Genomic DNA, 25,247 nt, shown 5'->3' on the forward strand with positions numbered 1-25,247 from the left:
AACCTCCCGTCAGCTCACCAGGATCGGATAGAGCGAGGCGGCAAGCAGCAGCGCCATCACGACGTTGAACACGCGCTGGCGGGCCGGATCGGCCAGCAGGCCGCGCAACAGCGTGCCGCCGACTGCCCAGACGGCGATGCAGGGCCCGTTGACCAGGGCGTAGACGATCACGACGATGGCGAGGTTGAGGAAATAGCCCTCCGTCGGCGTGTAGGCCGCGACGGCTCCGACCGCCATGATCCAGGCCTTCGGGTTGACCCATTGGAACGCCGCGGCCGCCGGGAAGCTGAGTGGCGGCGCCGCCTCTGCTCCAGGCTCCATCGGAGCTGAACGGGCGATCTTCCAGGCGAGATAGAGCAGATAGGCGCTGCCGGCATAACGCAGGACGTCGTGCAGGATGGGGATAGCGGTGAACAGGCCCCCTAACCCGAGGCCAACAGCCAGGACCAGCCCGGAGAAGCCAAGATTGATCCCGAACAGCAGCGGCAGGCTGGCGCGGAAGCCATGATTGGCGCCGGAGGCCAGCAGCAGCGTGTTGTTCGGCCCGGGCGTGATCGAGGTCACGAAGGCATAGCCGACGAAGGCAATGAGGAGTTGTGGGGTCATGTCCGGTCCGGCGTTGGAAAACGTCGTACCGGTGATTGTGCATGTGACACTTCCTGCATAGACTAAAAAGCGTCTCGTGACGCAATTTCGAGGTGACATGCTTCTCGCTTCGCCCTGGTCCCCCCGTCTCGCGGATGGTGGCGGCTCGGCCAGCGAGAGGCTGGTCGAGGCCCTCGCCCGCGACATCGCTGATGGCTCGCTTCCGCCGGGCGCGCGTCTGCCGGCCCATCGTCCCCTCGCCTGGCAGCTCGATATCGGCATCGGCACGGTGACCAAGGCCTATGCCCAGCTCGAACGCCGCGGCCTGGTGCGCAGCGTCCGCGGCCGCGGGATGTTCGTCGCTGGCATGTCGCTGGCGACGAGCCGCACGATCGACCTCAGCATCAACGTGCCGCCGCAGCAGCTGAGCGATCGCCTGCTCGCCGCCAGCCTGTCCGACCTTGCAAGGCGGCTCGACGCCGACAGCTTCGGCGCCTATGCCGCGCCCGCCGGAATGCTCCAGCATCGCGCGCTGCTGGCGCGCTGGCTCGCGCCGACAGGCCTTGCCGCTCCCCCCGAGCGGCTGCTGATCTGCAACGGCGCCCAGCATGCGCTCGCCATCGCATTCGCGATCACCTGCGGCCCGGACACCGAGCTGCTGACCGAGGCGCTGAGCTATCCCGGTGCGATCGCCCTCGCCCGCCGGCGCGGCTTGCGGCTGACCGGCCTCGCCATCGACGATGAGGGCCTCATCCCGCAGGCGCTCGACAAGGCCTTGCATGAGGCGAAAACGGCCGGGCGGCGTGCCGTGCTCTACATCACGCCGACCCTGCATAATCCGACCACTGCGACGATGAGCGAAGCCCGGCGCCAGGAAATCGCGAAGCTCTGCCGCGCCCATGATGTGCTCATTATCGAGGACGACATCCACGCTGCCCTGGCCGAGCCGGGCACGATAGCGATCGCCGCGCTCGCGCCCGAACGGACGCTGCATGTCTCCGGCCTGTCGAAGGTCCTGAGCCCGGGCCTGCGTATCGGCTCGCTGCTCGTCCCCGAGCCCTGGCTGGAGCCTGCCCTCGCCGAGCTCGCGGCCACCTGCACCATGGCATCCCCGCTCTCCTGCCTGATCATGGAGCGCTGGCTCAGCGAGGACACCGCCGCTTCGGTGGCGCGCTCGATCCGCGAGGAGGCCAGCCGCCGCGTCGCCATGGCGCGTGAGCTGCTGCCGCCAGGGATCGCCATGAGTTCGGGCAATGGCTTCCATGTCTGGCTGCCGATGGCGCCGGAGCGGGCCAAGGCGCTCCCGGCTCGCGCCGCCGCCTCGGGCATCCTCCTGCCAGCTCCCGAGATTTTCCTGGCCGATGCGCAGGCACCGTCATGGGGCGTGCGGCTCAGTCTCGGCGGCCCGAAGCTCGACAGGCTGCACGATGCAGTTGCGGGCCTGCGTGCCTTGCTTCTCGATAGCGGCAGTGGCTTGCAGGCTCCGGCCATGCCGTGACCGGCACCGCGGTGCACAAAACTCCAGCCGCATGCTGCGAAGGCCGCAATGGACTTCGCCCTCAGCGCCGCTTAAGCGGGAAACAAGACCTTTAAAGACCGCGCCCCGGGAGGCTCTTCATGAAGGACATTCTCGAACAGCTCGAAGACCGGCGCGCGGGCGCTCGTCTGGGCGGCGGCGAAAAGCGCATCGCGGCCCAGCACAAGCGCGGCAAGCTCACCGCCCGCGAACGCATCGAGCTCCTGCTCGACAAGGACTCCTTCGAGGAGTTCGACATGTTCGTGCAGCACCGTGCCGTCGATTTCGGCATGGACAAGGCAGAGAAGATCCCCGGCGACGGCGTCGTCACCGGCTGGGGCACGGTCAATGGCCGCACCGTCTTCGTCTTCTCCAAGGACTTCACCGTCTTCGGTGGCTCGCTCTCCGAGACCCACGCCCAGAAGATCATCAAGATCCAGGACATGGCGCTGAAGATGCGCGCACCCGTAGTCGGCCTGTTCGACGCTGGCGGCGCCCGCATCCAGGAGGGCGTCGCGGCGCTCGGCGGCTATGGCGAGGTCTTCAAGAGGAACGTGCAGGCTTCGGGCGTCATCCCGCAGATCTCGGTGATCATGGGCCCCTGCGCCGGCGGCGACGTCTATTCGCCAGCGATGACCGATTTCATCTTCATGGTCCGCGATACCTCCTACATGTTCGTCACCGGCCCGGAGGTGGTGAAGACCGTCACCAACGAGACCGTGACCTCCGAGGAGCTAGGGGGCGCCAAGGTCCATACCTCCAAGTCCTCGGTCGCCGACGGCTCGTTCGAGAACGATGTCGAGGCGCTGCTGCAGGTGCGCCGCCTGATCGACTTCCTGCCGGCCAACAACACGGTCGGCGTGCCGGAATGGCCCTCTTTCGACGTGCCCGATCGCGTCGACATGAGCCTGGACACGCTCGTCCCCGACAATCCGAACAAGCCCTACGACATCAAGGAGCTGATCCTGAAGGTCGTCGACGAGGGCGATTTCTTCGAGATCCAGCAGGCTTACGCCGGCAACATCGTCACCGGCTTCGCCCGGATCGAGGGCCGCACTGTCGGCATCGTCGCCAACCAGCCGATGGTGCTGGCCGGCGTGCTCGATTCCGACGCCAGCCGCAAGGGCGCCCGCTTCGTGCGCTATTGCGACGCCTTCGAGATCCCGATCGTCACTTTGGTCGACGTTCCCGGCTTCCTGCCGGGCACGGCGCAGGAATATGGCGGCCTGATCAAACATGGCGCCAAGCTGCTCTTCGCCTATTCGGAATGCACCGTGCCGCTGGTCACGATCATCACGCGCAAGGCCTATGGCGGCGCCTATGACGTGATGGCCTCCAAGCATATCGGCGCCGACGTCAACTATGCCTGGCCGACGGCGCAGATCGCGGTGATGGGCGCCAAGGGCGCGGTCGAGATCATCTTCCGCGGCGGCGACGCCGAAACCATCGCGCGCCAGACCAGGGAATACGAAGACCGCTTCATGAGCCCCTTCGTCGCGGCTGAGCGCGGCTATATCGACGAAGTCATCATGCCACATTCGACCCGCCGCCGGATCGCCCGCGCGCTCGCCATGCTGCGCACCAAGAGCGTCGAGCGCCCCTGGCGAAAGCACGACAATATCCCGCTCTGAGCGGAATCTCGACGCCGGGGCCGCCTTACATCAGCCCCGGCCGCATCAATCTGTTCACCGCTCAAGCGGCTGAAAACGGGTTGAGGAGAGGGACATTCAATCCCTCGAAATCGCGGATGTTGCGCGTGACCACCGTCAAGCCGTGAACAGAGGCAGTAGCTGCGATCATCGCGTCTTCAATGATCTCACCCGACTTTCGGTGCATCAGCCTGGCCCAGGCGCGAAAGACCTCGGCATTCATGTCGAGGATATTGTAGGTCTGCGCGACCTGCTCCAGCCAAGCCTCAATCTCCGCCGCCTTGGCGACGTCCTGCTCTCGCGTCATCTCGATACCGGCCTGTATCTCTCCGATGGTGACCGCGGAGAGATGAAGATCGGCATCGGCCACACCTTCCAGCCAAGCCAACACGGCGCCATGTGGCCGCGGCCGCCGTAATTCAGAGACGATATTCGTATCGAGGAGATACATGCCTCAGACGAGCTCCCCCGGCTCACGCCGGCGGAGCCTGCCGCGCTTGGGCAAATCCAGATCGACGCGAGCCTCGTCCGCGAGCAGCAATTCCTTCAATGTGGGCTTCGCACTGCGCTGAAGCCGTTCCCAATCCTTCAGCGGGACAAGAACGGCCGCGTCGGCACCTCGCTTGCTGACGATCTGGGGGCCTTCTCTGAGACAGGTCTCGAGCAACTCGCTGAAGCGAGCCTTCGCATCCTGCACCGGCCAAGTTTTCATGCGGCCCTCCATGCCCAGATCAGCCTAGTCAGATAACTAGTCTTTTCTAAGCAATGCGCAAGCGCTCACATCAGCCCCGGCAACTCCGCCGCCAGCGCGTCGATGGCAACGCGCACCTTCGGCGGCAGATGCGGCGTCTGCAGCCAGAGCGCATGGACGTCATAAGGTAGCCGCCCCTCACCCGGCAGCAATTCGACGAGCGCGCCGGCCTTCAGGCGCTCGCGCACCAGCCAGGACGGCAGCCAGGCCAGGCCCATGCCGAGCACGGCCGCATCAGCGATCGCCTCGAGATTGTCGAACCGTAGACGGTGAAGCGGCATCATCTCCGCCACGGGCCCATCCTCCCGGGGAAACAGCCAGGGGCGCACGCCGCCGGAGCGGCGATAGATCAGCGCGTCATGATCAGCGAGATCGGCGAGCTGCGCCGGTACTCCATGGGCTTCTAGATAGGACGGCGCTGCGCAGACGATCATGTGTTGCCGGGCGACGCGGCGCGTCACGAGATTGGCCGCATCGGGGAGCTCGCCGGTGCGGATGGCGAGGTCGTGCCCACCTTCAGCCAGATCGACAAAGCCGTCGCCAAAGGCAAGGTCGAGCTCCAGCTGCGGGTGGCGGCGCGCCAGATCGAGCAGGATCGGCATGACGCAGCACCGGCCGAACAGCACCGGCAGCGCCACCCGAAGCTTGCCGCGCGGCTCGCCGAATTGGTCGGCAGCGAGCGCATCGGCCGCCTCGGCCTCAGCGAGGACCGTCCGGCAGCGCTCATAATAGGCGCGGCCGAACTCGGTCAGGCTCTGCCGGCGGGTCGTGCGATTGAGCAGGCGAACGCCGAGCCGCTCCTCGAGGAAGCGGACATGCTTGCCGACCATCGGCGCGGACAGGCCGAGCGCCGCTGCAGCCGCGGCGAAGGAGCCGAGATCGACCGCCCTGACGAACACGGCCATGCTGGTGAGGCGATCCATCATTCGAAATCACCAGTTCTAATTATCGATCACGGAGCACAATTTATCGCAGGATAGCGCACTGCCATAGCTCATTCATTCGCTCTGTTTTGGAGTCATGAGCATGGCCCGTACGATCCGCTTTCACCGCCATGGCGGCCCCGAAGTCCTGACCATCGAGGATATCGACGTTGCACTGCCCGGCCGCGGCGAGGTCCAGATTCGGACCAAGGCGCTCGGCCTCAACCGGGCCGAGGCGCTATTTCGCTCTGGCACCTACATCGAACAGGCGCGCTTTCCGTCCGGCATCGGCCTTGAAGCCGCCGGCCTGATCGAGAACATCGGCGCCGGCGTCGAGGGCCTCTTGCCCGGCGATGCCGTCAGCCTGGTGCCGCCACGCTCGATGGTGAGCTCGCCGGTGCATGGCGAGCTCGTCACCGTCCCGGCCGACTTGGTGGTGAAGCACCCGTCGCCGCTCGGCTGGGAGGCCGCCGCGGCCAGCTGGATGCAATACCTTACCGCCTATGGCGCGTTGATCGACATCGCCCGCCTCGGCCGCGGCGAGTTCGTCGTTATCACCGCCTCATCGAGCAGCGTCGGCCTCGCCGCGATCCAGATCGCCAACCGGATCGGCGCGATCCCGATCGCGGTGACGCGGACTTCGCGCAAGGCGCAGGCGCTGCGCGAGGCTGGAGCCGCCCATGTTATCGCTTCGGCCGAGGACGACCTTGAAGCCCGGCTGAAGGAGATCGCCGGCGAGCACGGCGTCAGGGCGGTGTTCGACGCCGTCGGCGGCCCGGCCTTCCTGCCGCTGACCGCAGCGATGGCACGCGGCGGCATGCTGATCGAGTATGGCGGCCTCAGCCCAGAGGCGACGCCCTTCCCGCTCTTCAACGTACTGAGCAAGAGCCTGACGTTGCGCGGCTATCTCGTCCACGAGATCGCCGGCGATCCCGCGCGCCTCGCCGCCGCCAAGGCCTTCATCCTCGACGGCCTGGGCGATGGCTCGCTGAAGCCGATCATCGCCCGGACTTTCCCGTTCGAGCAGATCGTCGAAGCGCATCGCTACCTCGAATCGAACGAACAGTTCGGCAAGGTCGTGGTGACGCTTTAGAGGGCTCTCAGGCCCAGCGCCTGAACACCACACTGGCATTGACGCCGCCGAAGCCGAAACCGTTCGAGATGGCGTGCTCCATCGGCAGCCGCCGGGCCGTCTTCGCTACCAGGTCGAGCCCGGCCGCATCCTCGTCAGGGTTCTCGAGATTGAGCGTCGGCGGCGCGATCTGGTCACGCAAGGCGAGGATCGTGAAGACCGCCTCCAGCCCACCGGCTGCGCCGAGCAGGTGGCCGGTCGCAGCCTTGGTCGCACTGATCGCGATGCCGCCCGCCTCGCCGAACACGGCCTTGATCGCCGCCAGCTCACCGCGGTCGCCGACCGGCGTCGAGGTCGAATGGGCGTTGAGATGGCCGACATCGCCGGGCTTCAGCCCCGCTTGTTTCAGCGCCGTCTCCATCGCCCGGCGCGCGCCCGAGCCGTCCTCGGGGCCGGAGGTGATGTGATAGGCGTCAGCGCTGGTGCCGTAGCCGGTGAGTTCGGCCAGGATCGTCGCGCCGCGCGCCTGCGCATGCTCAAGCGCCTCGATCACCAATATCCCGGCGCCCTCGCCCATGACGAAGCCGTCGCGATCGCGGTCGAAGGGGCGCGAAGCCTTTTCCGGCTCGTCGTTGAAGCCCGTCGAAAGCGCCCGCGCCGCAGCGAAACCGCCGAGCGCGACGAGATCGACGCAGGCCTCGCTGCCACCGCAGAGCGCGATGTCGACTTCGCCGGCCCGGATCATCCGTGCGGCATCGCCGATCGCCTGCACGCCAGCGGCGCAAGCGGTCACCGGCGCGCCTATCGGCCCCTTGAAGCCATGGTCGATCGAGACATGGCCAGCGGCGAGATTGACCAGGAAGGACGGCACGGTGAAGGGCGAGAGCCGGCGCACGCCGCGCTGGTCGGTGGTCCGCACCGCCTCGGCGATCGCCGGGAAGCCGCCAATGCCGGAGGCGATCACCGTTGCGGTGCGCTCGCGCTCGGTTTCGTCCTGCGGCTGCCAGCCGGCCTGCGCCAGCGCCTCCTTGGCGGCGACCAGCGCGAACTGGATGAAGCGGTCCATCTTGCGCTGGTCCTTCGGCGCGATCGCCACGTCGGGATCGAAGCCGCCCTCATTGTCCTCGGCCTTCCCCGGCACCAGGCCGGCGACCTTGGCCGGCAGGGTCTCGGCGACCGCGTCCGGCAAGCGGCGCAAGCCCGAGCGGCCGGCGAGCAGGCGCTGCCAGGCGAGCTCGGTGCCGCAGCCCAAAGGCGAGACGACGCCCAACCCGGTGACGACGATGCGGCGCATGACAGGCTCCTAGTACGATCTGGCTTGGGTGGCTGCCTGGCGCGCGGCGAGGCGCTCGCGCAGGTCGTTGCTGGCGCGGGGCCCGGCGATGACGGTGGCGCTGTCCGCAGTGACCGGCTGCAAGGTCGCGGCATCGACGACGATCGGCGTGATCGGCCGCCCGGTCCCGCGCTCGGCCAGCAATAGCGAGGCGCCCTCGGGCGCAAGATGCCGGTTGGCGAAGCCGATCAGCGCCACGACGACCGGAAAGACGTCGCGGCCCTTCTCGGTCAGGACGTACTCATAGCGCTTCGGCCGCTCGCTATAGAGCCGCCGCTCGAACAGCCCGCTCTCGGTGAGATGCTTCAGCCGGCGCGTCAGCATGTTCGGCGCGATGCCGAGGCTGCGTTCGAACTCGTCGAAGCGGGTCAGCCCCTGCAGTGCATCGCGCAGGATCAGGATGCTCCACCACTCGCCGACGGTCTCGACCGCAAGGGCGCAGGGGCATTCGGTGAGGGGAGCGAGCTCGGGCTGCATGGCCCGGGTTCGCTAGCGTAGTCACTATCATTTTGCAAGCCACAATGCCAGGCGGAGCGCTCCGCTCTGCCCGGTCAATCCAGCGTGCTCCTGAACCGCATCAGTGCGATGCCGGCATAGAGCGGCACGAAGACGGAGAGATAAAATACCTCCGTGCCGATATCGTTGAGACCGGCGCCCTTCAGCATGATCGCGCGGACGACCCGCAGGAAATGCGTCAGCGGGAAGATCTCGCCGAGCCACTGCGCCCAGAGCGGCATGCCGGCATAGGGGAACATGAAGCCCGACAGCAGCAGCGAGGGCAGGAAGAAGAAGAAGGTCAATTGCATCGCCTGGAGCTGCGTGCGCGCCATCGTCGAGATCGTGTAGCCGAGCAGCACCAGCGCCAGCACGAAGATCGTGACGCAGGTCAGGAGCAGCCCGAGGCTGCCGAGGAAGGGCACGCCGAAGAGCAGCTTCGCCGCCGAGAGCACCACCGCGACCTGGACGCTGCCGACGGCAAGATAAGGCAGCACCTTGCCGAGCATGATCTCCCCCGGCGTCGCAGGCATGGCGAGCAGGTTCTCCATCGTGCCGCGCTCGATCTCGCGGGTCAGAGCCATCGCCGTCATCATCACCATGGTCATCTGCAAGATGACGCCGAGCAGGCCGGGCACGATGTTGTACTGGGTGATCCCTTCCGGGTTGTAGCGCCGGTGCACCACGAAGGAGAGCGCGCTGTTGCTCTGCTCGCGCTTCACCTCCTCCGTGCCGAGCGCCCGCGTCAGCGCCCGGCTGGCGATGGTCTGCAGCGCTCCGACCGCATTGCTCGACGCCGCCGGATCGGTCGCATCGGCCTCGACCAGGATGCGCGGCTCGTCGCCGCGCTCGACCCGCATGCCGAAATCGCTGGGAATGGTGATGAGGAACGAGATCGCGCCGCGCGCCATCAGGCTCTCGGCCTCGGCCGCGCTCTCCGGCCGCTTGGCGAAGCGGTAATAGCCGGAGACCTCCAGCGCCGCGACGACGGAACGGGTGTAGCGATCCTGCCCCAACGCCAGAACTGCCGCTGGCAAGCCCTTGGGATCGTTGTTGATCGCATAGCCGAACAGCAGCAGCTGGACGATCGGCACCACCAGCATCATCGCGAAGGTGATGCGGTCGCGCCGCATCTGCACGAACTCCTTGGCCAGCACCGCGCCGAGCCGGCCGGGCGAGAACAAAGCGAGCGCGCTCATGCCGCTCTCCCCTCGGCTTGGGCCTTGGCCATGAACTGGATGAAGACGTCCTCCAGGCTGGTCGCGTCCGGCTCGACGCTGATGCCGGGGCGATCCTTCAGATGCGCCAGCGCCTGTTCGAGCTTGGCCTTGTCGGTGCCGACCACATGCAGCGTCGTCCCGAAGGGCGCGACCTGCTCGACGCCATCGGTCTTCGCCAGCTCGGCGATCTCGGTCGGCTTCAGCGCGCCATGGACGACGAAGGTCGAGAGCCCCGAGCCCTTCACGACCTCGTCGACCGTGCCGGTCGCCAGCATCCTGCCATAGGCGATGTAGCCGATGCGGTGGCAGCGCTCGGCCTCGTCCATGTAATGGGTCGAGACCAGCACGGTCAGCCCGTCGCCGGCGAGGCGATGGATCTCGTCCCAGAATTCGCGACGCGCCTTCGGATCGACGCCGGCAGTCGGCTCGTCGAGCAGCAGCAATTTCGGCTGGTGCATGATGCAGGCGGCGAGCGCGAGGCGCTGCTTCCAGCCGCCCGACAGCGTGCCGGCGAGCTGGTCCTTGCGCGAGGTCAGGCCGAGATTGTCGAGCGTGCGCGCAACCGCCTCCTCCACCGGCTTCAGCGCGTAGAGGCGGGCGACGAAGGTCAGGTTCTCCTCGATCGTCAGGTCCTCATAGAACGAGAACTTCTGGGTCATGTAGCCGACCTGCAGCTTGATCTGCGCACTTTGCGTGCGGACATCGAGCCCCAGCACGGTGCCCTCGCCGGCATCGGGCGTGAGCAGGCCGCAGATCAGCCGGATCGTCGTGGTCTTGCCGGAGCCGTTCGGCCCGAGAAAGCCGACGATCTCACCCTGCCTGACGGTCAGGTCGACATTGTCGACCACCGTGCGCTTGCCGAAGCGCTTGGTCATGCCGCGCACGTCGATGACGTTGTCGTCGCTCACTTGCGGCCCCGCAGCATGACGTCGACGATCTGGCCGGGCTGGAGCCGCGTCGCCGGCCCGCCTTCGGGCCGCGCCTCGACGAGATAGACCAGCTTCTGGCGGGTCTGCGCCGAATAGATCACCGGCGGGGTGAATTCCGGCTCCTGCGAGACGTAAGACACGACGGCGGCAAGCCCCTGCGGGCAGCCCGAGCAGCGCACATCGAGCCGCGTGCCGACGGTGGTGCCGAAGAGCAGCGCCTCCGGCACATAGAGCATCAGCTTGACCGCACCGTCGGGCAGGATCGTCAGCGCCGGAGCGGATGGCCCGGCGAGCTCGCCGGGATGGCGCACCAGATCGGTCACGATGCCGGCGGCAGGCGCCATCAGTTTGCGCTGGCCGAGCCGCCACTTGGCCTGGTCGAGCGCCGCCTGCGCCTGCGCCACCTGGTTGCGCGCCGCCTTGATTTCCTCCTCGCGCGCCGCCAGCCGGGCAACCGCCAGATTGGCAGCCGTCTCGCGCACCCTGGACGTCGCGACATCGCGCGCGGTCTGGGCCTGGTCGAGGTCGGCCTGGGTCGAGACGCCGCGGCGGAAGAGGTCCTGTCGGCGCTCCAGGGCCCGCTCGGACTCGCGCTCCTGCGCCTTGGCCGAGGCCGCGACCGCCTCGATCACCGCGATCTCTTCCGGCCGCTTGCCGCTGAGCAGGTTGGCGAGCTGCGCCTGAGCCTGGACCAGCCTCGCCTCGCTCTCCGCGACGGCGTTGCGGGCATCGTCGGCCTGCAATTCGGCGAGCAGTGCGCCGGGCGCGACGCGCTCGCCACGCCGGACCGAGACGCTCTCGATCCGCGCCGTGTCGATCGGCCCGAGCCGGACATATTCGCCCTCGACATAGCCGACGACGCGGGTGGTCGGCGGAACGCAGATTCCGAGCGACGCAGCGATGGCGAAGGAGCAGATGAAATCGAGGATCATGACGCCTCTCCCCTGCAGGCGAGGATGCTGGCGCGAACCGAGCGCCTGACGGTTTGCGCGATGGCGCGCGCCTCCTCCGGGCCGATCCCGTCCCAGCCCAGGCGCCGGGTCACCGCCGGCCGCGCGATGCGGAAATAGAAGACCTGCCCGATCGCGGCGAAGACGGCGAGCTTGGTCGCCGGGGCTTCCGGGGCCATGCCGGTCGCCGCCGCCCAGACCTGGCAGACGCGGCGATGCACCGGCTCGAACAGCCCGCCATAGATCGTGTCGAAGGCCGGGCTCGGCGTCAGCATTTCTCGCACGACGAAGCGGGCGACGACCTCGCTCTCGGGGACCGTCGTCAGGAAGGCGACGACCCGGTCGATCAGCGCGAGCAGCTGGTCGGTGGCAACGTCGCGATCCGCTGCATCGATCGCGATCGAGACGGCCGGCGCCCCGCCCCCCAGCACGGTCTGCATCCGGGCGATGATCGCCTCGGCGCAGGCCTGCCGCAACCCGTCCTTGCCACCAAAATGATAGGCGATGCCGGCGCTGTTGACCTTCGCTGCCTGGGCGATCTCGCGCGTCGAGGTCGCGTCGAAACCATTGCGGCCGAACAGATCGAGCCCGGCACGGATCAGTGCCTGCCGCGTGCCCTCGGCGTCGTTGAGGATGGATGTGCGTGCCATGGCGGAAGCATAGCATCGCTTCGTAATTCAATCAATCGATTGATTGAATTACGAAGCCAGCCATCGAAACGCCTCGTCGTCGTTTCGCTGAGCAGCGTCCGGCACGGCGATGCGCAACTTGGCACCATGATGCACTCAGCTAGCGTCGCGTTGAAAAAGGCCCGGCGGTTTCCCGCCGGGCTGTTGCGGCCGGTTTGACCATTGGAAGGCCATTGCAAAGGGCCGAGCCTACACTTCAGCCTGCGGGGATCGCCGCAGGATCCATCCACACCGCTTCCCAGACATGGCCGTCGGGGTCGGCCAGGCTGCGGTTGAACAGGAAGCCGAGATCCTGCGGCGGATTGACGTCGGCGGTGCCGCCATGGCGCACCGCCGCCTCGTTCATTCGGTCGACCGCTTCGCGGCTGTCGCAGGAGATCGCCAGCATCACCTCGCTCATACCCGCGGGTGGAATCGGGCGGCTGGTGAAGCCCTGCCATTTGGCATGGGTGAGCAGCATCACGTGGATCGCCTCGCTCCAGACCATGCAGGCCGAATTGTCGTCGCTGAACTGAGCGTTGTTGATGAACCCGAGCGCCTCGTAGAAGGCCCTGGCGCGCGCCAGGTCCGTCACCGGCAGGTTCACGAAAATCATCTTGGCCATCTTGCATCTCCCGCAATCGTGGCGAGGCGCGCCCCGCTCTCTCCGACAAGCGCCGCGATGACCACCATCGCGGCTGCTTGACGGTGAGTGTTAGGGGCGATGCGGCGTCGGCGAATTGATGTTTGGTAAGAAAAACGCCTCAGCCGCGATCCATCCGGCCATAGGCGATTGCTCGTCTCAGGCGGCTGAGGCTTTCCGGGGTGATGCCGAGCCAGGCTGCGATATGGTGCTGCTTCAACCGCTTGTGCAGCTCCGGCTCGCGGCGGATGAAGTCGCGGTAGCGCTTCATGGCATCGTCGTGCCGGAAGGAGATCTCGTCCGGTTCCTTGTCGATGATCCAGTGGCGTTCCATGTAGCGGATGTAGAAGGCGGCGATATCGGGGAACGTCGCGGCGAGTGTCCTGAAGGCCGCGAAGTCGTATTCGAGGACGGTGCTGTCCTCGATCGCGGTGATGGTGAACAGGCTCGGCTCGCCCAGCAGCGTGGCGCTGACCGAGGCGGCGATACGATTCTCCGGAAAGAAGTATTTGACGATCAGGTCGCCATCCGGGCCGACATAGTGCTGGTAGAACAGCCCCTCGACGACGAAGGCATAGCGCGTCGGAACATCCCCTGCCCGGATGAACGGCTCGTCCCTGCGATAGTGCCTCTGCCGCAGAAGGGCAACCCAGGCGCGCTCCGCCGCCTCCGACAGATCGGCGTAGGTCCGGATTTTCGCGAAGAAGGCGTCAGTCGTCATTCATCGAACCTGCTGGCGACACCATCCTGATCGAGCATGGTTAGGCCGCCGGGGCACCTCACAGCTGGCGCAGGCCGATATGCTCGATCAGGGGAACGATCTCGTCGCGCGCCGCGACACGGTGGGCGCGGGCATGGCGATGCGCCTCCCCGGCTTCGCCGGCCCGCAAGGCAGCGATGATCAGGCGATGCGCCTGCGCCGAGCCGCTCGGCCTCGCCCGCAGCTTCAGCGTCAGCATGCGGGCGCGATGCGCCTGATCGGTCACCGTCTGGGCGATGCGGCGCAGGCGGCCATTGCCGCAGCGCTCGACCAATACGCGATGGAACAGTTCGTCGGCCTCGGCCCAGCCCGGCAGATCGTCGCGCGTCAGCGCCTCGTCCATCGCCGCGGTCGCCGCCTCCAGTTCCTCTGCGGCTGCCGCGCGATCGGCGTCGGGCAAGGCCGCCAGCAGCTCCGCTGCCATCGACTCGACCGCGATCACGACCTCGTAGATCTCGCGGATGTCCTGCGGCGCCAGCGGGCAGATCAGCACGCCGCGCTTGGAGAGGACGCGGACAAGCCCGTCCTCCTGCAAGCGGATGATCGCCTCGTGCACCGGCGTGCGGCTCATGCTGAGCCGGACCGCAATTTCCTGCTCCGAGCCCTGATAGCCCGGCGGGAAATCGGTGTCGCGGATCGCCTGCTTCAGCGCCGCATAGGCCTCGTCGACCAGCGAGCCGCGCCTGGCTCCAACTTCGACGGTCTCGGGACGCGCAAGCTCGACCATGGTTCCTCCACGGCCGATTGAGCACATTTGATTATTTCCATGCAAGCAAGAATGGAAGCTTGACAGCGCATATCCCTGCGGCAACGATCAGCCATGCAAACTTCCATGGAAGACAAATGAGAGAGCAGATCGAAGCGTCGCCGATCGGCGCTGCTCAAGGGAGAGAACCGATGAAGCGAATGCTGCTTACGCTGGCGCTCGGGCTGGCGGCGACGTCTCCGGCGATGGCACAGGCGCCCTACCCGGCGCGCGCGATCACCTTGGTCGTGCCGTTCGCGGCCGGCGGCACCACCGACATCGTGGCCCGGCTGATGGCCGACCATATGGGCCGCACGCTCGGCCAGTCGGTCGTGGTCGAGAACGTCGCCGGGGCCGGCGGCACCACAGGCGCGACCCGCGTCGCCAAGGCGACGCCCGATGGCTACACGCTACTGATGGGCAATCTCGGCACCCAGGCGGCAAGCGTCGGGCTCTATCCCAGGCTCGCCTATGATCCCCGCACCGATTTCGAGCCGGTGATGAACTCGGCCTCGACGCCGATGCTGGTGGTCGCCAAGAAGGACCTGCCGGTCAAGGATTTCCGAGAGTTCGTCGCCTATCTCAAGGCCAATGCCGAGAAGCTGAACTACGGCTCCGGCGGCGTCGGCTCGACCTCGCATCTGACCTGCCTCTTCCTCGACTCGCTGCTCGGCACCAAGCCGCAGCATGTCCCCTTCCGCGGCTCCGGCCCGGCGCTGAACGCGCTGCTCGGCGGCCAGGTCGACTATGTCTGCGACCAGACCGTCGCGATCGTCCCGAGCGTGCAGGCCAAGGAGGGCAACGGCCTCGTCGTCGCGGTCAAGAGCCGGCTGTCGGTCATTCCCGATGTCCCGACCTCGGCCGAACAGGGCCTGCCGCAATTCCAGGCCACCGGCTGGAACGCGATGTTCGCTCCCAAGGGCACGCCGAAGGAGATCATCGACAAGCTGAACGCCGCAGCCCGCGCCGCGCTCAAGGACGAGTCGACGCGCAAGCGCTTCCTCGATCTCGGCGCCGAATTGCCCGACGAAGCCGGTCAGACCCCGGCCGCGCTCGGCGAGCTCGTCCGCAGCGAGATCGACAAATGGGTGCCGGTCATCCGCAATGCCGGCGTGACGGTTCAGTAATCACCAAGGCAGCGCTCCCGGCGGGCGCCGCATCTTCAAAACAGCAGCACCACAGCATCGGACAAGAGCATGCGCACGCACAGGATCGCCGCCATCGGCGGGGACGGGATCGGCCCCGAGGTCATCGCCGCCGGGCTCCAGGCCCTGGATGTCTGCGCCGAGCGCGATGGTGGCTTCCGCCTCGACATCAAGGCCTTCGACTGGGGCTCCGACTATTACCGCAGGCATGGCGTGATGATGCCGGTCGACGGCGCCGACCAACTGCGCGCCTTCGATGCGATCTATTTCGGCGCGGTCGGCGCGCCGGATATCCCCGACCATCTGACGCTCTGGGGCCTCAGGCTCGCCATCTGCCAGCCTCTCGACCAGTACGCCAATGTCCGCCCGACCCGCATCCTGCCGGGGATCACCAGCCCGCTGCGCCATGTCTCCGGCCCCGAGCTCGACTGGGTGATCGTGCGCGAGAACTCCGAGGGCGAGTATTCCGGCATCGGCGGGCGCGTCCACAAGGGCCTGCCCGAGGAGGTCGCGACCGATGTCGCCATGTTCACCCGCGCCGGCGTGACCCGGATCATGCGCTATGCCTTCGTGATTGCCAGCTCGCGGCCCCGCAAGCTCCTGACCGTCGTCACCAAGTCGAACGCCCAGCGTCACGGCATGGTGATGTGGGACGAGATCGCAGCCGAGGTGGCGCGCGAATTCCCGGATGTCATCTGGGACAAGATGCTGGTAGACGCGATGACCATGCGCATGACGCTGAAGCCGGAGACGCTCGACACAATCGTCGCGACCAATCTCCACGCCGACATCCTCTCCGATCTCGCCGCGGCGCTGGCCGGCTCGCTCGGCATCGCGCCGACCGCCAATCTCAACCCCGAGCGCAAGACGCCGTCGATGTTCGAGCCGATCCACGGCTCGGCCTTCGACATCACCGGCAAGGGCATCGCCAACCCGGTCGCGACCTTCTGGACCGGGGCGATGATGCTGGAGCATCTCGGCGAGAAGGCCGCGGCGGCGCGCCTGATGCGCGCGGTCGAGCGCGTCACCGCCGACCCCGCTTTGCACACGCCCGATCTCGGCGGCGCCGCGACGACGGCACAGGTGACGGAAGCCGTCTGCGAAGCGCTCAGGGGTGACAACATCTGAACGGCTCGACGCCTCTCCCTCCCCCCGCTTGCGGTGGGGAGGGCCGGGGTGGGGGGCAGTGCCGCTCGGCTCTGAACTGGAAGAAGCCCCGCACCCTGCTTTGCGGCCCCCCATCCCTAACCCTTCCCCACCGCAAGCGGGGGGAAGGGAACGCGGAAACGTCGAGCATCGGCATCGAACCCACCACCCCGACCATGACAGGGCGGCGATAATCGTCTAAGGCGGCGCTCTCCCGCCCCTCGCCCGCTCGATGCTGTTCAACTCCTTCGCCTTCCTGCTCGGCTTCCTGCCGCTCGCACTCGCCCTGCACTGGCTGGTCGAGCGCTTCGCGCCGACCTGGCGGCTGCCGTTGCTGGCGGTGCTCTCCTTCGCCTTCTATGGCTGGTGGGACTGGCGCTTCGTGCCGCTGCTCGGCTTCTCGATCCTGCTCAACTGGCTGATCGCCGAAACCTTCCAGAAGACCAGGGCCGGCGGCCTGATCACGCTCGCCATCGTGATCAACCTCGCGATCCTGGCCCTGTTCAAATACTTCAACTTCTTCGCCGATCTCGCTGCGATGATTCCGGGATTGCCGACAGCGAAGCTTGATCTCGCGCTGCCGCTCGGCATCTCCTTCTTCACCTTCCACCATGTGATGTACCTGACCGATCTGCGCCGCGGCGAAGCCCCGCGCTACGATCTCGTGCGCTACGCGCTCTACATCGCCTTCTTCCCGCAGGTGCTGGCCGGGCCGCTGGTGCGCTGGCGCGAGATCATGCACCAGTTCGACGAGCGGCCTTACCTCAGGTCCGACGCCACCGAGCGCATCGCCCGCGGCATCATGCTGCTGACGATCGGCCTGGCGAAGAAGGTGTTGCTCGGCGACCCGCTCTCCGACTATGCCAACCCGGTCTTCGCGGCGGCAGCCGCCGGCGAGGTCGTGAGCATGGCGCAGGCCTGGCAGGGGACGCTGGCCTTCACCTTCCAGATCTATTTCGACTTCTCCGGCTACACCGACATGGCGCTGGGCCTGGCCCTGCTCTTCGGCATCGTGCTGCCGCAGAACTTCGACGCGCCCTACCGCGCGACGAGCCTGCAGGATTTCTGGCGGCGCTGGCACATGACGCTGTCGCGCTTCCTGCGCGACTATCTCTACATCCCGCTCGGCGGCTCGCGGCATGGCCTGCCGCTGCAGCTCTGGGCGCTGTTCGCCACCATGGCGCTCGGCGGCCTCTGGCACGGCGCCGGCCTCAACTTCGTCGCATGGGGCGTGGCGCATGGCGTCGTGCTCGCCATCGGCGTGCTCTGGCGACGCGCCGGCCTGCCGATGCCCAGGCTGCTCGGCTGGGCTCTGACCTTCCTGTTCGTCGCCTTCTGCTGGGTGCTGTTCCGCGCCACCTCCTTCGACGCGGCGCTGGCGATCTACAAGGGGCTCCTCGGCCTTTCGCCCATCGGCTCCGGCTTCAAATGGCGCGCCTTCCTGCCCGCGATCGCAGTCGCGATGATCGGGCCTACTGCCTGGGCAGCGGTACACAAGGCGACGCCGGCGCGCTGGCTCGCTGTCGTCACCGCCATCCTCTTCGTGCTGGTCCTGTTCAAGATCGGCGACGACGCCAATTACGAGTTCATCTATTTTCAGTTCTGACACGCACCGGCAGCGGCACTGAGATGCTGCGAAGCTCGTCGTGAGCCGGCCATGCACCGTGCTTGGCGACCCGCTCGCCCCCGCCCGGAGAATCGAGAGCCGGGCAACGATCCCGGCCAGACCCGGCGATCCCGGAAGGCTCCGGCACCGCCCGACACCGGCATCGCCACGGCGATACCGGATTGCGCTGATTTTCCAGCGCTTTGCCAGCTTGTTCACGGCTGCGCGAAAGCGATTGTTCCCGGTGTGACCAATCGCTATAAGGGCGCCAAATCGGCGGCCTCGACACGGCAAAGCCGGCGAGGTCTTCGAGCGCTCATGCAGAAGGCCTGCCATGTCGAAGCAGATCAGTCTTGCCCCTGACTACAAGCCCTCCGAGAGCGAGCCGTTCATGAATGAGCGGCAGCGGGAGTATTTCCGCAGCAAGTTGCTCGCTTGGAAGGAAGAGATCCTCAAGGAGGCCAAGGAGACCCTGGTCACCTTGCAAAGCGAAAGCGAGAATCACCCAGACATCGCCGATCGCGCCTCCTCGGAAACTGATCGCGCCATCGAGCTGCGCGCCCGCGATCGCCAGCGCAAGCTGATCTCGAAGATCGACGCCGCGCTCTCCCGAATCGAGGACGGCTCCTACGGCTATTGCGAGGAGACCGGCGAGCCGATCTCGCTGAAGCGCCTGGAAGCCCGCCCGATCGCGACGCTCTCGCTGGAGGCGCAGGAGCGCCATGAGCGCAATGAGCGGGTGTTCCGGGACGATTGAGGAAAGCGCGCATCGCGCTTGCAAGAAAGGCCCCGCAGGCGACTGCGGGGCCTTTTTTGTAAGAGTGGCGGAACGATCGGCTGCGCCTGTCTTTCCGGGGCAGGCCTGAGCCCGGAATCCAGAGCCGATGCCATCGCCGGAAAAAACGCGGCGGCCGTAGTGCGATCCTCGGAACCGGCATCGGTTCTGGGTTCCGGGCTCTTCGCTGCGCGAAGCCCCGGAATGACGCTTCAGATGGGCGAGCCCGCCCTATCGGAACGTCTTCGCCAGCACGTCCGCGTGCTTGGTCAGCAGACCGAGATCCGAGCCGACCGCAACAAAGCGATAGCCCCATTCGATATAGCGGCGCGCATCGGCCTCGGACGGCGTCAGGATGCCGGCCGGCTTGCCGACCGCCGTGAGGCGATCGACCGCGCCCTTGATCGCGGCTTGCACCTCGGGATGGCCGGGATTGCCGATATGGCCGAGCGACGCCGAGAGGTCGGCCGGGCCGATGAAGACGCCGTCGACGCCATCGACCAAGGCGATCGCCTCGAGCTGCGCCAGCGCCTCGCCGGTTTCGACCTGCACGAGGACGCAGATCTCGGCATCGGCGCGCTTGAGATAATCCGGCACGCGGCCATAGCGGCTGCCGCGCCCGCTCACGGTGATGCCGCGGATGCCGGCCGGCGGATAGCGACAGGCGGCGACGGCCTTGGCGGCTTCCTCCGCGTTCTGCACGAAGGGCACCAGCACCGCCTGCGTGCCGATGTCGAGCAGGCGCTTCAGCAGCACCGGATCGTTCCAGGCCGGGCGCACGATCGGCGTCGCCGTGCCGGCCTGCAGCGCCTGGAGCTGGGCGAGCACGGCCGGCGGCTCGTTCGGCGAATGCTCGGTGTCGACCAGTATCCAGTCGAAGCCGCTCTGGCCGATGATCTCGGCGACGATCGGGCTGCACAGGCTGCTCCACAGCCCGATCTGGAGCTCGCCGCGGGCGAGCGCGGCCTTGAAGGCGTTGCGGGGCAGATCCATGGCGCTCCCTCTCAGACGAACTGCACGGAGACGCTACCGAGCGGCCCGAAATCGGCGTGCAGCGTATCGCCCTTAGCCGCCCAGACCGGCCGTGTGAAGGAGCCCGACAGCATCAGGTCGCCCGGCTGCAGGGTGATGTCGAACGGGGCGAGCTTGTTGGCGAGCCAGGCGATCGCCATCGCCGGGTGGCCGAGCACGCCAGCGGCGAGGCCGGTCTCCTCGATCTCGGAATTGCGGTAGAAGATCGCGCCCACCCAGCGCAGGTCGACATCTTCCGGCCGGACCGGCCGGCCGCCAAGGACGATGCCGGCGGCGGCGCCATTGTCGGCGACCGTGTCGAAGATCTTGCGCGGCTCGGTGACGCGCGCATCGATGATCTCGATCGAGGGCACGACATATTCGGTCGCCCGCAGCACGTCGATCAGGCCGATGTTCGGCCCCTTCAGTGGCTCCTTCAGGATGAAGGTCAGTTCCGGCTCGACCCGTGGCACGCAGAAGTTCTCGAACTTCACCTTGGCGCCGTCGTTCAGGAGAAGGTCGTCGAAGAGATAGCCGTAGTCGGGCTCGTCGATCTTCGAGGAGGCCTGCATCGCCTTCGAGGTCAGGCCGATCTTGTGGCCGATGATGCGGGCACCTGCCTTGACCCGCTCCTGCGCCACCGCCGAGGAGATCGCGTAGGAGTCCTCGATCTTGATGTCCGGGAACATCTGCGAGGGGCGCTCGCCCTGCTTCTTGGTGCGGTGGCTCTCAAGCAGGGAGCGCACGACCTGCGCGCGCTGGGCTTCGGTCAGCATGGACGTTTCCTATGATTTGCGGCGCTGAGCGCGCTTGTGGAGACGACGGTCGTTTGCGACCGCCGGGTGTGATGGAGAAAGCGAAGAGCCCTCAGAGCTTGATGCAGACGTTGCGCAGCTCGGTGTAGAATTCCATCGAATGCACGCCGCCCTCGCGGCCGATGCCTGATTGCTTTGACCCGCCGAAGGGTGTGCGCAGGTCGCGCAGGAACCAGGAGTTCACCCAGGTGATGCCGACCTCGACCTGCGCCGCGACGCGGTGCGCCCGCGTCAGGTTCTCGGTCCAGATCGAGGTGGCGAGACCATAGGGGCTGTCGTTCGCCAGGGCGATGACGGCGTCCTCCTCGTCGAAGGGCACGATGTTGCAGCAGGGCCCGAAGATCTCCTCGCGCATCACCGCCGAATCCTCGGAAAGACCGGTCCAGATCGTCGGCTCGACGAAGGAGCCGGCGGAGTACGGGGCCGGAAGCTCGGGCACGCCGCCGCCGGTGACGATCTCAGCCCCCTCGGCCTTCGCCTTGGCGTAGTAGGACAGCACCTTGTCGCGATGGACCTGGCTGATCAGCGGGCCGAGCGTGGTCGAGCCCTCGAACGGATTGCCGGGCTTCAGCTTCTCAGCCGCCTGCTTCAGCCGCTGCGTGAACTGCTCGAAGATCGGCCGCTCGACATAGACGCGCTCGGTGCCCAAGCAGACCTGGCCGCAATTGGCGAAGACGGCGCGGCCGACGCCCTCGATCGCCTTGTCCATGTCGCAATCGGCGAAGACCAGCGAGGCGTTCTTGCCGCCGAGCTCGAGCGAGACCGGGCGAACGCCCTTGGACGCCGCCCGCATGATCGCTTCGCCCGTGCGGGTCTCGCCGGTGAAGGTGATCCCGTCGACGTCGGGGTGGCTGGTCAGATATTCGCCGGCGCTGTCCTCGCCGAAGCCGTGCACGACATTGTAGACGCCGGGCGGCACACCGGCCTCGTTCATGATCTCGCCAAGCATGGTCGCCGTGGTCGGCGTCTCCTCGGACGGCTTGACCACGACAGTGTTGCCGCAGGCGAGCGCCGGAGCGACCTTCCAGGTCATCAGCAGCAGCGGCAGGTTCCACGGGCAGACCACGGCGATGACGCCGCGCGGCCCGCGGATCGCATAGTTCAGCGCGCCGGCGCCGTCCGGCGTCGCCATGCGGAAGGTCTCGGTCGAGAGCGTCAGCACCTGGTCGGCGAAGACGTTGAAGTTCGCGGCGCCGCGCGGAATGTCGATATGCGAAGCGAGGCTCTTGGGCTTACCGGTATCGAGCACCTCGGCGGCAAGAAAATCGTCGAAGCGGGCCATGATCCCGTCGGCGACCTTGCGCAGGATGGCCGAGCGCTGCTGCTCGCTCATCCTGCCCCACGGCCCCTTGAGAGCGCGCTTGGCCGCCTTGACCGCATCGTCGACCGCGGCCGAGTCGGCCTCCGGTACGAGGTTGATTACCTCGCCCGTTGCCGGATGGCGGTTCTCGAAGCTGCTGCGGCCGGCCGGCACGAAGCGCCCGTCGATGAAATGCGACAGGCGGGCGGTTTCGGCGCTGGCGGCAGCGCCCTGGTAGCGCGGAACGGCGCTGTTCATCGTCTCACTCCCGGTCTGGTTATGTCGTCATGGGCGCATCATCGCGCCGCCATTCACGTCGAGGATGGCGCCGGAGACGAAGCTCGCCGCCGGTGAGCAGAGGAAGGCGATCGGCCACGCGATCTCCTCCGGCTTGGCGGCCCGGCCGAGCGGATGTTTCGCCAGCGCCGCCGAAAGGTCGTGGACGCCGACCATGGCCGTGTCGGTGACACCCGGCGCAACGCCGTTGATGAGCACGCCCTGCCCGCCGAAACGGGCCGCGAGCCAGCGCACCAGCGTGTGCAGGCCGCCCTTGGAAGCCGCGTAGTGCGGACCGACGCCAGGAAAGGAACCGCCGGTCGCGGCGACGATCGAGCCGACGAGGACGACCCGCCCTCCTCCGCGCGCCGCCATGGCGGGCACGAGCTCGCGCGCCAGCCGCATCGGCGCCATCAGGTTGAGCGACAGCGTGGTCTCGGCGACCTCTTCCCAGCCATCCGCGTCCCAGTCGAGCGGGCGGTAGATGCCGGCGCCGAGGACGGCGGCATCGATCGGCCCGGCCAGCTCCGACAGGCGCCGCGGCGCATCACTGTCGAGCAGGTCGATGACGATCTCTCTGGCCGCACCCGCTTTCTCGCCGAGCCCAGCGATCGTCGCGGCGCAGGAGATGCGGTCGGTGAGGACGAGCCTGGCGCCGAGGCCTGCCAGAACCTGCGCGGTGACCGCGCCGATGCCACCGGCCGCGCCGGTGACCAGAATGGTCCGGCCGCTCAGATCAAAACCGCTCACGCCTTGCCTCCGAAAATCTGGTCGTCGTCCCGCGCCAGCGCGGCCATCGCCTTGCGCACCTCTTCCGCCGTACGGGCGAGATGCAGTTCGGTCATCCGGCAGGCTCGCAGCGCATTGCGCTGCATGGTCGCGTCGTAGATGGCGCGGTGCTCGTCATGGACGTTGCGCCAGCCGCGCGAAACGTTGAGCGAGACGCGGCGATAGCGCTCCGACTGCTGGTAGAGCAGGTCCCGCAGCTTGATCAGCATGGGCGAACCGGCAGCCGAGACGAGCGCCGCATGGAACGCGCGGTTGCGCGCCTCCCAGATCTCGACTTGCCCCGGCGGCAGCGCCTCGCTGGTATGCGGCAGATGCTCCTCGACCGCAGCCAGCGCCTCGAACGCCGCCGTGACGTCGCGCTCCCACGCCGCATCGCCATTGCGGATCGCGGCGTTGAGCGCCTCGGTCTCGATCAGGGCGCGAACGCGCGAGACGTCATCGAGCTCGTCGAGCGAAAGCGGCGCCACCCAGAAGCCGCGCTGCCCTTCCGAGACGACGAGCAGGTCACCCATCAGGCGGGCGAGCGCCTCGCGCAGCGGCGACATGCCGACCTCATAGTCCTGCGCCAGACCTTCGAGCTTCAGCTTGCTGCCGGCCGCGAGCCGGCCATTGACGATGTCGCCGCGCAATTGGCGGTAGGTCCGGTCGGCCAGAGTCTTGTCGGAAGAGGACATTCCGAAGCACGCAGCTCTTGTTGTCGATAGCCCTCTCTAGCATCAAATTTCGAAATTACAATCCTGACGGCATTAATCGCGGCCGGTCAAAATCCCTTTAATTCCTATAATTCAAGGAATTCTCTATAAGAGACCGCGTTGAGGTGAATTCCCTGCATTGAAAAAATATCGAAATAATATTGACAGGCCAAAGCCGTTCTGATCGGATGCCGGCCAATCGAGTGGCACCAAGATCGCCCCGTTGGAGGACGTCCCATGACCGAGCGCTTTCCGCTGTCCCGCCGCAGCTTCCTCGCGACTGCAGGCGCGACCGCCCTCTCCGGCGCGATCAGCGCGCCGGCCCTGGCGCAGGCCGCCAACAAGCCGCTGAAGATCGGCATGGTGACCTCGCTGTCGGGGCCGTTCACGGCGCTCGGCGAGAGCATGCGCGCCGGCATGCAGATGTTCCTGGCCGAGAATGGCGGCAAGCTTGCCGGCCGCGCTGTCGAGCTGATCGTCGAGGACGATCAGGCCAAGCCCGACGAAGGCGTGCGCAAATTCCGCAAGCTGCTCGGACAGGACAATGTCGACATCGTCTCCGGCGTGATCTCCTCGGCGGTGGCGCTTGCCGTCCGCGACGTGGTGACCGAGGCCAAGGCGCTGACCTTCATCTCGGCCGGCTCGGCCAATGATCTTGCCCGCAAGGCGGCGAGCCCCTTCGTCTTCCGGCCGACCAAGACCAACTGGATGCTCGGCCACACCGCCGGCCAGTGGGCGTTCGAGAAGCTCGGCAAGTCCGGCTGCCTGACGATCGCTGCCGACTACGCCGCCGGCCGCGAATCCGTCGGTGATTTCGTCGCAAGCTACCAGCAGCAGGGCGGCAAGGTCGGCAAGCAGCTCTGGGCGCCGCTCGGCACCACCGATTTCGGGCCGCTGCTGACGACAATCGCGGCCGAGAAGCCGGAGTTCATCTTCTCGTTCTTCGCCGGCTCGGATGCGGTGCGCTTCCTGCGCCAGATGCGCGAGTACCGCCTGCACGGCAAGGTCAAGCTGATCGGCAGCGGCGCGCTGTTCGACCAGGAGGACGTGGTCTCCGCCGTCAAGGAAGCGGCGCTCGGCGGACTCAACACCTGCAACCAGTCGCCGACGGCGCCGAGCTCGGCCGCCTTCACCAAGGCCTATCAGGCGGCTCGCAACGCCATGCCTGGCGAGATGGGCACGGCCGGCTACGTCACCGGCCAGGTGATCAAGGCCGCGGTCGAGCGCGTCCAGGGCGATCTCTCCAACAAAGAGAAGGTCAAGGAGGCGCTGCTCGCCAAGGAGGTCGAGACCGTGTTCGGGCCGATGCCGTTCGATCCCCGCAACAACCAGGCGATCCTCGACATCTACGTCAACGAGATCAAGGAAGGCGCCGGCGGCCCGGTCAACCAGGTGATCCACACCTACAAGGCCGTGCGCGATCCGGGCCCGGTGGCCTAAGGTCTACGAAGGA

26 protein-coding genes are annotated in these 25,247 nt (G+C 67.0%); 8 read left to right on the top strand and 18 right to left on the bottom strand.

Going from position 1 to position 25,247, the window contains the following annotated elements; genetic code table 11:
- Positions 1–9: 9 nt before the first annotated feature.
- Positions 10–606 (bottom strand): LysE family translocator, encoded by a 597-nt coding sequence (locus GV161_RS29255; RefSeq protein ID WP_152012778.1) that lies wholly within the window; start codon positions 604–606, stop codon positions 10–12.
- 97 nt (positions 607–703) lie between these two features.
- On the opposite strand from GV161_RS29255, the gene GV161_RS29260 reads away from it, so the two are divergent.
- Both GV161_RS29260 and GV161_RS29265 read left to right on the top strand, forming a co-directional pair.
- Positions 704–2,083, top strand: coding sequence for a PLP-dependent aminotransferase family protein (locus GV161_RS29260; protein ID WP_152012779.1), 1,380 nt, complete (start codon positions 704–706; stop codon positions 2,081–2,083).
- Between the two features lie 119 nt (positions 2,084–2,202).
- Positions 2,203–3,732, top strand: a complete 1,530-nt coding sequence (locus tag GV161_RS29265) for an acyl-CoA carboxylase subunit beta (RefSeq protein WP_152012780.1) — start codon at positions 2,203–2,205, stop codon at positions 3,730–3,732.
- Between the two features lie 61 nt (positions 3,733–3,793).
- Here the strand turns inward: GV161_RS29265 and GV161_RS29270 are convergent, their stop codons facing one another.
- The 3 genes from GV161_RS29270 to GV161_RS29280 all read right to left on the bottom strand — a co-directional run bounded on the left by GV161_RS29270 (position 3,794) and on the right by GV161_RS29280 (position 5,424).
- On the bottom strand, positions 3,794–4,201 hold the full coding sequence (locus tag GV161_RS29270; RefSeq protein ID WP_152012781.1) for a type II toxin-antitoxin system VapC family toxin: 408 nt from the start codon (positions 4,199–4,201) through the stop codon (positions 3,794–3,796).
- A 3-nt stretch (positions 4,202–4,204) separates the two neighbouring features.
- Complete coding sequence (locus tag GV161_RS29275) at positions 4,205–4,462, bottom strand: type II toxin-antitoxin system Phd/YefM family antitoxin (protein WP_152012782.1); 258 nt, start codon at positions 4,460–4,462, stop codon at positions 4,205–4,207.
- A gap of 65 nt (positions 4,463–4,527) precedes the next feature.
- A complete protein-coding gene (locus tag GV161_RS29280) occupies positions 4,528–5,424 on the bottom strand; it encodes a LysR family transcriptional regulator (RefSeq protein ID WP_152013548.1) in 897 nt (298 codons plus the stop codon).
- Between the two features lie 103 nt (positions 5,425–5,527).
- Here GV161_RS29280 and GV161_RS29285 point away from each other — a divergent pair, with 103 nt between their 5' ends.
- Positions 5,528–6,517, top strand: a complete 990-nt coding sequence (locus tag GV161_RS29285; protein WP_152012783.1) for a zinc-dependent alcohol dehydrogenase family protein — start codon at positions 5,528–5,530, stop codon at positions 6,515–6,517.
- 7 nt (positions 6,518–6,524) lie between these two features.
- Here GV161_RS29285 and fabF read toward each other — a convergent pair whose 3' ends face one another.
- The 9 genes from fabF to GV161_RS29330 all read right to left on the bottom strand — a co-directional run bounded on the left by fabF (position 6,525) and on the right by GV161_RS29330 (position 14,221).
- Positions 6,525–7,790, bottom strand: a complete 1,266-nt coding sequence (fabF, locus tag GV161_RS29290) for a beta-ketoacyl-ACP synthase II (protein WP_152012784.1) — start codon at positions 7,788–7,790, stop codon at positions 6,525–6,527.
- Between the two features lie 9 nt (positions 7,791–7,799).
- Entirely contained in the window at positions 7,800–8,306 is a 507-nt protein-coding gene (locus GV161_RS29295; protein WP_152012785.1) for a helix-turn-helix domain-containing protein, read from the bottom strand.
- A 74-nt stretch (positions 8,307–8,380) separates the two neighbouring features.
- Positions 8,381–9,523, bottom strand: a complete 1,143-nt coding sequence (locus tag GV161_RS29300; protein WP_152012786.1) for an ABC transporter permease — start codon at positions 9,521–9,523, stop codon at positions 8,381–8,383.
- Entirely contained in the window at positions 9,520–10,419 is a 900-nt protein-coding gene (locus GV161_RS29305; protein WP_152013549.1) for an ABC transporter ATP-binding protein, read from the bottom strand. The genes GV161_RS29300 and GV161_RS29305 overlap by 4 nt, the downstream gene beginning before the upstream one ends.
- Before the next feature lie 29 nt (positions 10,420–10,448).
- Positions 10,449–11,405, bottom strand: a complete 957-nt coding sequence (locus GV161_RS29310) for an HlyD family efflux transporter periplasmic adaptor subunit (RefSeq protein ID WP_152012787.1) — start codon at positions 11,403–11,405, stop codon at positions 10,449–10,451.
- Positions 11,402–12,073 (bottom strand): CerR family C-terminal domain-containing protein, encoded by a 672-nt coding sequence (locus GV161_RS29315; protein WP_152012788.1) that lies wholly within the window; start codon positions 12,071–12,073, stop codon positions 11,402–11,404. The genes GV161_RS29310 and GV161_RS29315 overlap by 4 nt, the downstream gene beginning before the upstream one ends.
- A 235-nt stretch (positions 12,074–12,308) precedes the next feature.
- On the bottom strand, positions 12,309–12,716 hold the full coding sequence (locus GV161_RS29320) for a VOC family protein (RefSeq protein ID WP_152012789.1): 408 nt from the start codon (positions 12,714–12,716) through the stop codon (positions 12,309–12,311).
- Between the two features lie 139 nt (positions 12,717–12,855).
- Positions 12,856–13,455 (bottom strand): Crp/Fnr family transcriptional regulator, encoded by a 600-nt coding sequence (locus tag GV161_RS29325; RefSeq protein ID WP_152012790.1) that lies wholly within the window; start codon positions 13,453–13,455, stop codon positions 12,856–12,858.
- A 58-nt stretch (positions 13,456–13,513) separates the two neighbouring features.
- Positions 13,514–14,221 carry a GntR family transcriptional regulator gene (locus GV161_RS29330; protein ID WP_244623924.1) on the bottom strand — a complete coding sequence of 236 codons (708 nt, stop codon included), beginning with the start codon at positions 14,219–14,221 and terminating at the stop codon, positions 13,514–13,516.
- Between the two features lie 170 nt (positions 14,222–14,391).
- Between GV161_RS29330 and GV161_RS29335 the strand changes: the two genes are divergently transcribed.
- From GV161_RS29335 to dksA, 4 genes are all read left to right on the top strand, one after another.
- A complete protein-coding gene (locus GV161_RS29335; protein ID WP_152012792.1) occupies positions 14,392–15,366 on the top strand; it encodes a tripartite tricarboxylate transporter substrate-binding protein in 975 nt (324 codons plus the stop codon).
- Between the two features lie 69 nt (positions 15,367–15,435).
- Positions 15,436–16,512, top strand: coding sequence for a tartrate dehydrogenase (locus GV161_RS29340; protein WP_152012793.1), 1,077 nt, complete (start codon positions 15,436–15,438; stop codon positions 16,510–16,512).
- A gap of 250 nt (positions 16,513–16,762) precedes the next feature.
- The gene (locus GV161_RS29345; RefSeq protein WP_152012794.1) at positions 16,763–18,136 is read left to right on the top strand and encodes an MBOAT family O-acyltransferase; all 1,374 of its coding nucleotides are present in this window, start codon (positions 16,763–16,765) and stop codon (positions 18,134–18,136) included.
- 334 nt (positions 18,137–18,470) lie between these two features.
- Complete coding sequence (gene dksA / locus GV161_RS29350; protein WP_152012795.1) at positions 18,471–18,893, top strand: RNA polymerase-binding protein DksA; 423 nt, start codon at positions 18,471–18,473, stop codon at positions 18,891–18,893.
- Positions 18,894–19,142: 249 nt separating this feature from the next.
- Here dksA and GV161_RS29355 read toward each other — a convergent pair whose 3' ends face one another.
- The 5 genes from GV161_RS29355 to GV161_RS29375 form a co-directional block, all read right to left on the bottom strand.
- On the bottom strand, positions 19,143–19,904 hold the full coding sequence (locus GV161_RS29355; protein ID WP_152012796.1) for an HpcH/HpaI aldolase/citrate lyase family protein: 762 nt from the start codon (positions 19,902–19,904) through the stop codon (positions 19,143–19,145).
- Positions 19,905–19,915: 11 nt separating this feature from the next.
- Complete coding sequence (hpaH, locus tag GV161_RS29360) at positions 19,916–20,698, bottom strand: 2-oxo-hept-4-ene-1,7-dioate hydratase (protein WP_152012797.1); 783 nt, start codon at positions 20,696–20,698, stop codon at positions 19,916–19,918.
- Between the two features lie 91 nt (positions 20,699–20,789).
- Positions 20,790–22,295: a 2-hydroxymuconic semialdehyde dehydrogenase gene (locus GV161_RS29365; RefSeq protein WP_152012798.1), complete on the bottom strand. Its 1,506-nt coding sequence runs from the start codon at positions 22,293–22,295 to the stop codon at positions 20,790–20,792.
- A 27-nt stretch (positions 22,296–22,322) separates the two neighbouring features.
- On the bottom strand, positions 22,323–23,063 hold the full coding sequence (locus GV161_RS29370) for an SDR family oxidoreductase (protein ID WP_159650526.1): 741 nt from the start codon (positions 23,061–23,063) through the stop codon (positions 22,323–22,325).
- On the bottom strand, positions 23,060–23,776 hold the full coding sequence (locus GV161_RS29375; RefSeq protein WP_152012800.1) for an FCD domain-containing protein: 717 nt from the start codon (positions 23,774–23,776) through the stop codon (positions 23,060–23,062). Before GV161_RS29375 ends, GV161_RS29370 begins: the two co-directional genes overlap by 4 nt.
- 255 nt (positions 23,777–24,031) lie before the next feature.
- On the opposite strand from GV161_RS29375, the gene GV161_RS29380 reads away from it, so the two are divergent.
- Entirely contained in the window at positions 24,032–25,234 is a 1,203-nt protein-coding gene (locus GV161_RS29380) for an ABC transporter substrate-binding protein (protein WP_152012801.1), read from the top strand.
- Positions 25,235–25,247 lie beyond the last annotated feature (13 nt).

It is taken from the genome of Bosea sp. 29B, assembly GCF_902506165.1.
Classification (GTDB): domain Bacteria; phylum Pseudomonadota; class Alphaproteobacteria; order Rhizobiales; family Beijerinckiaceae; genus Allobosea.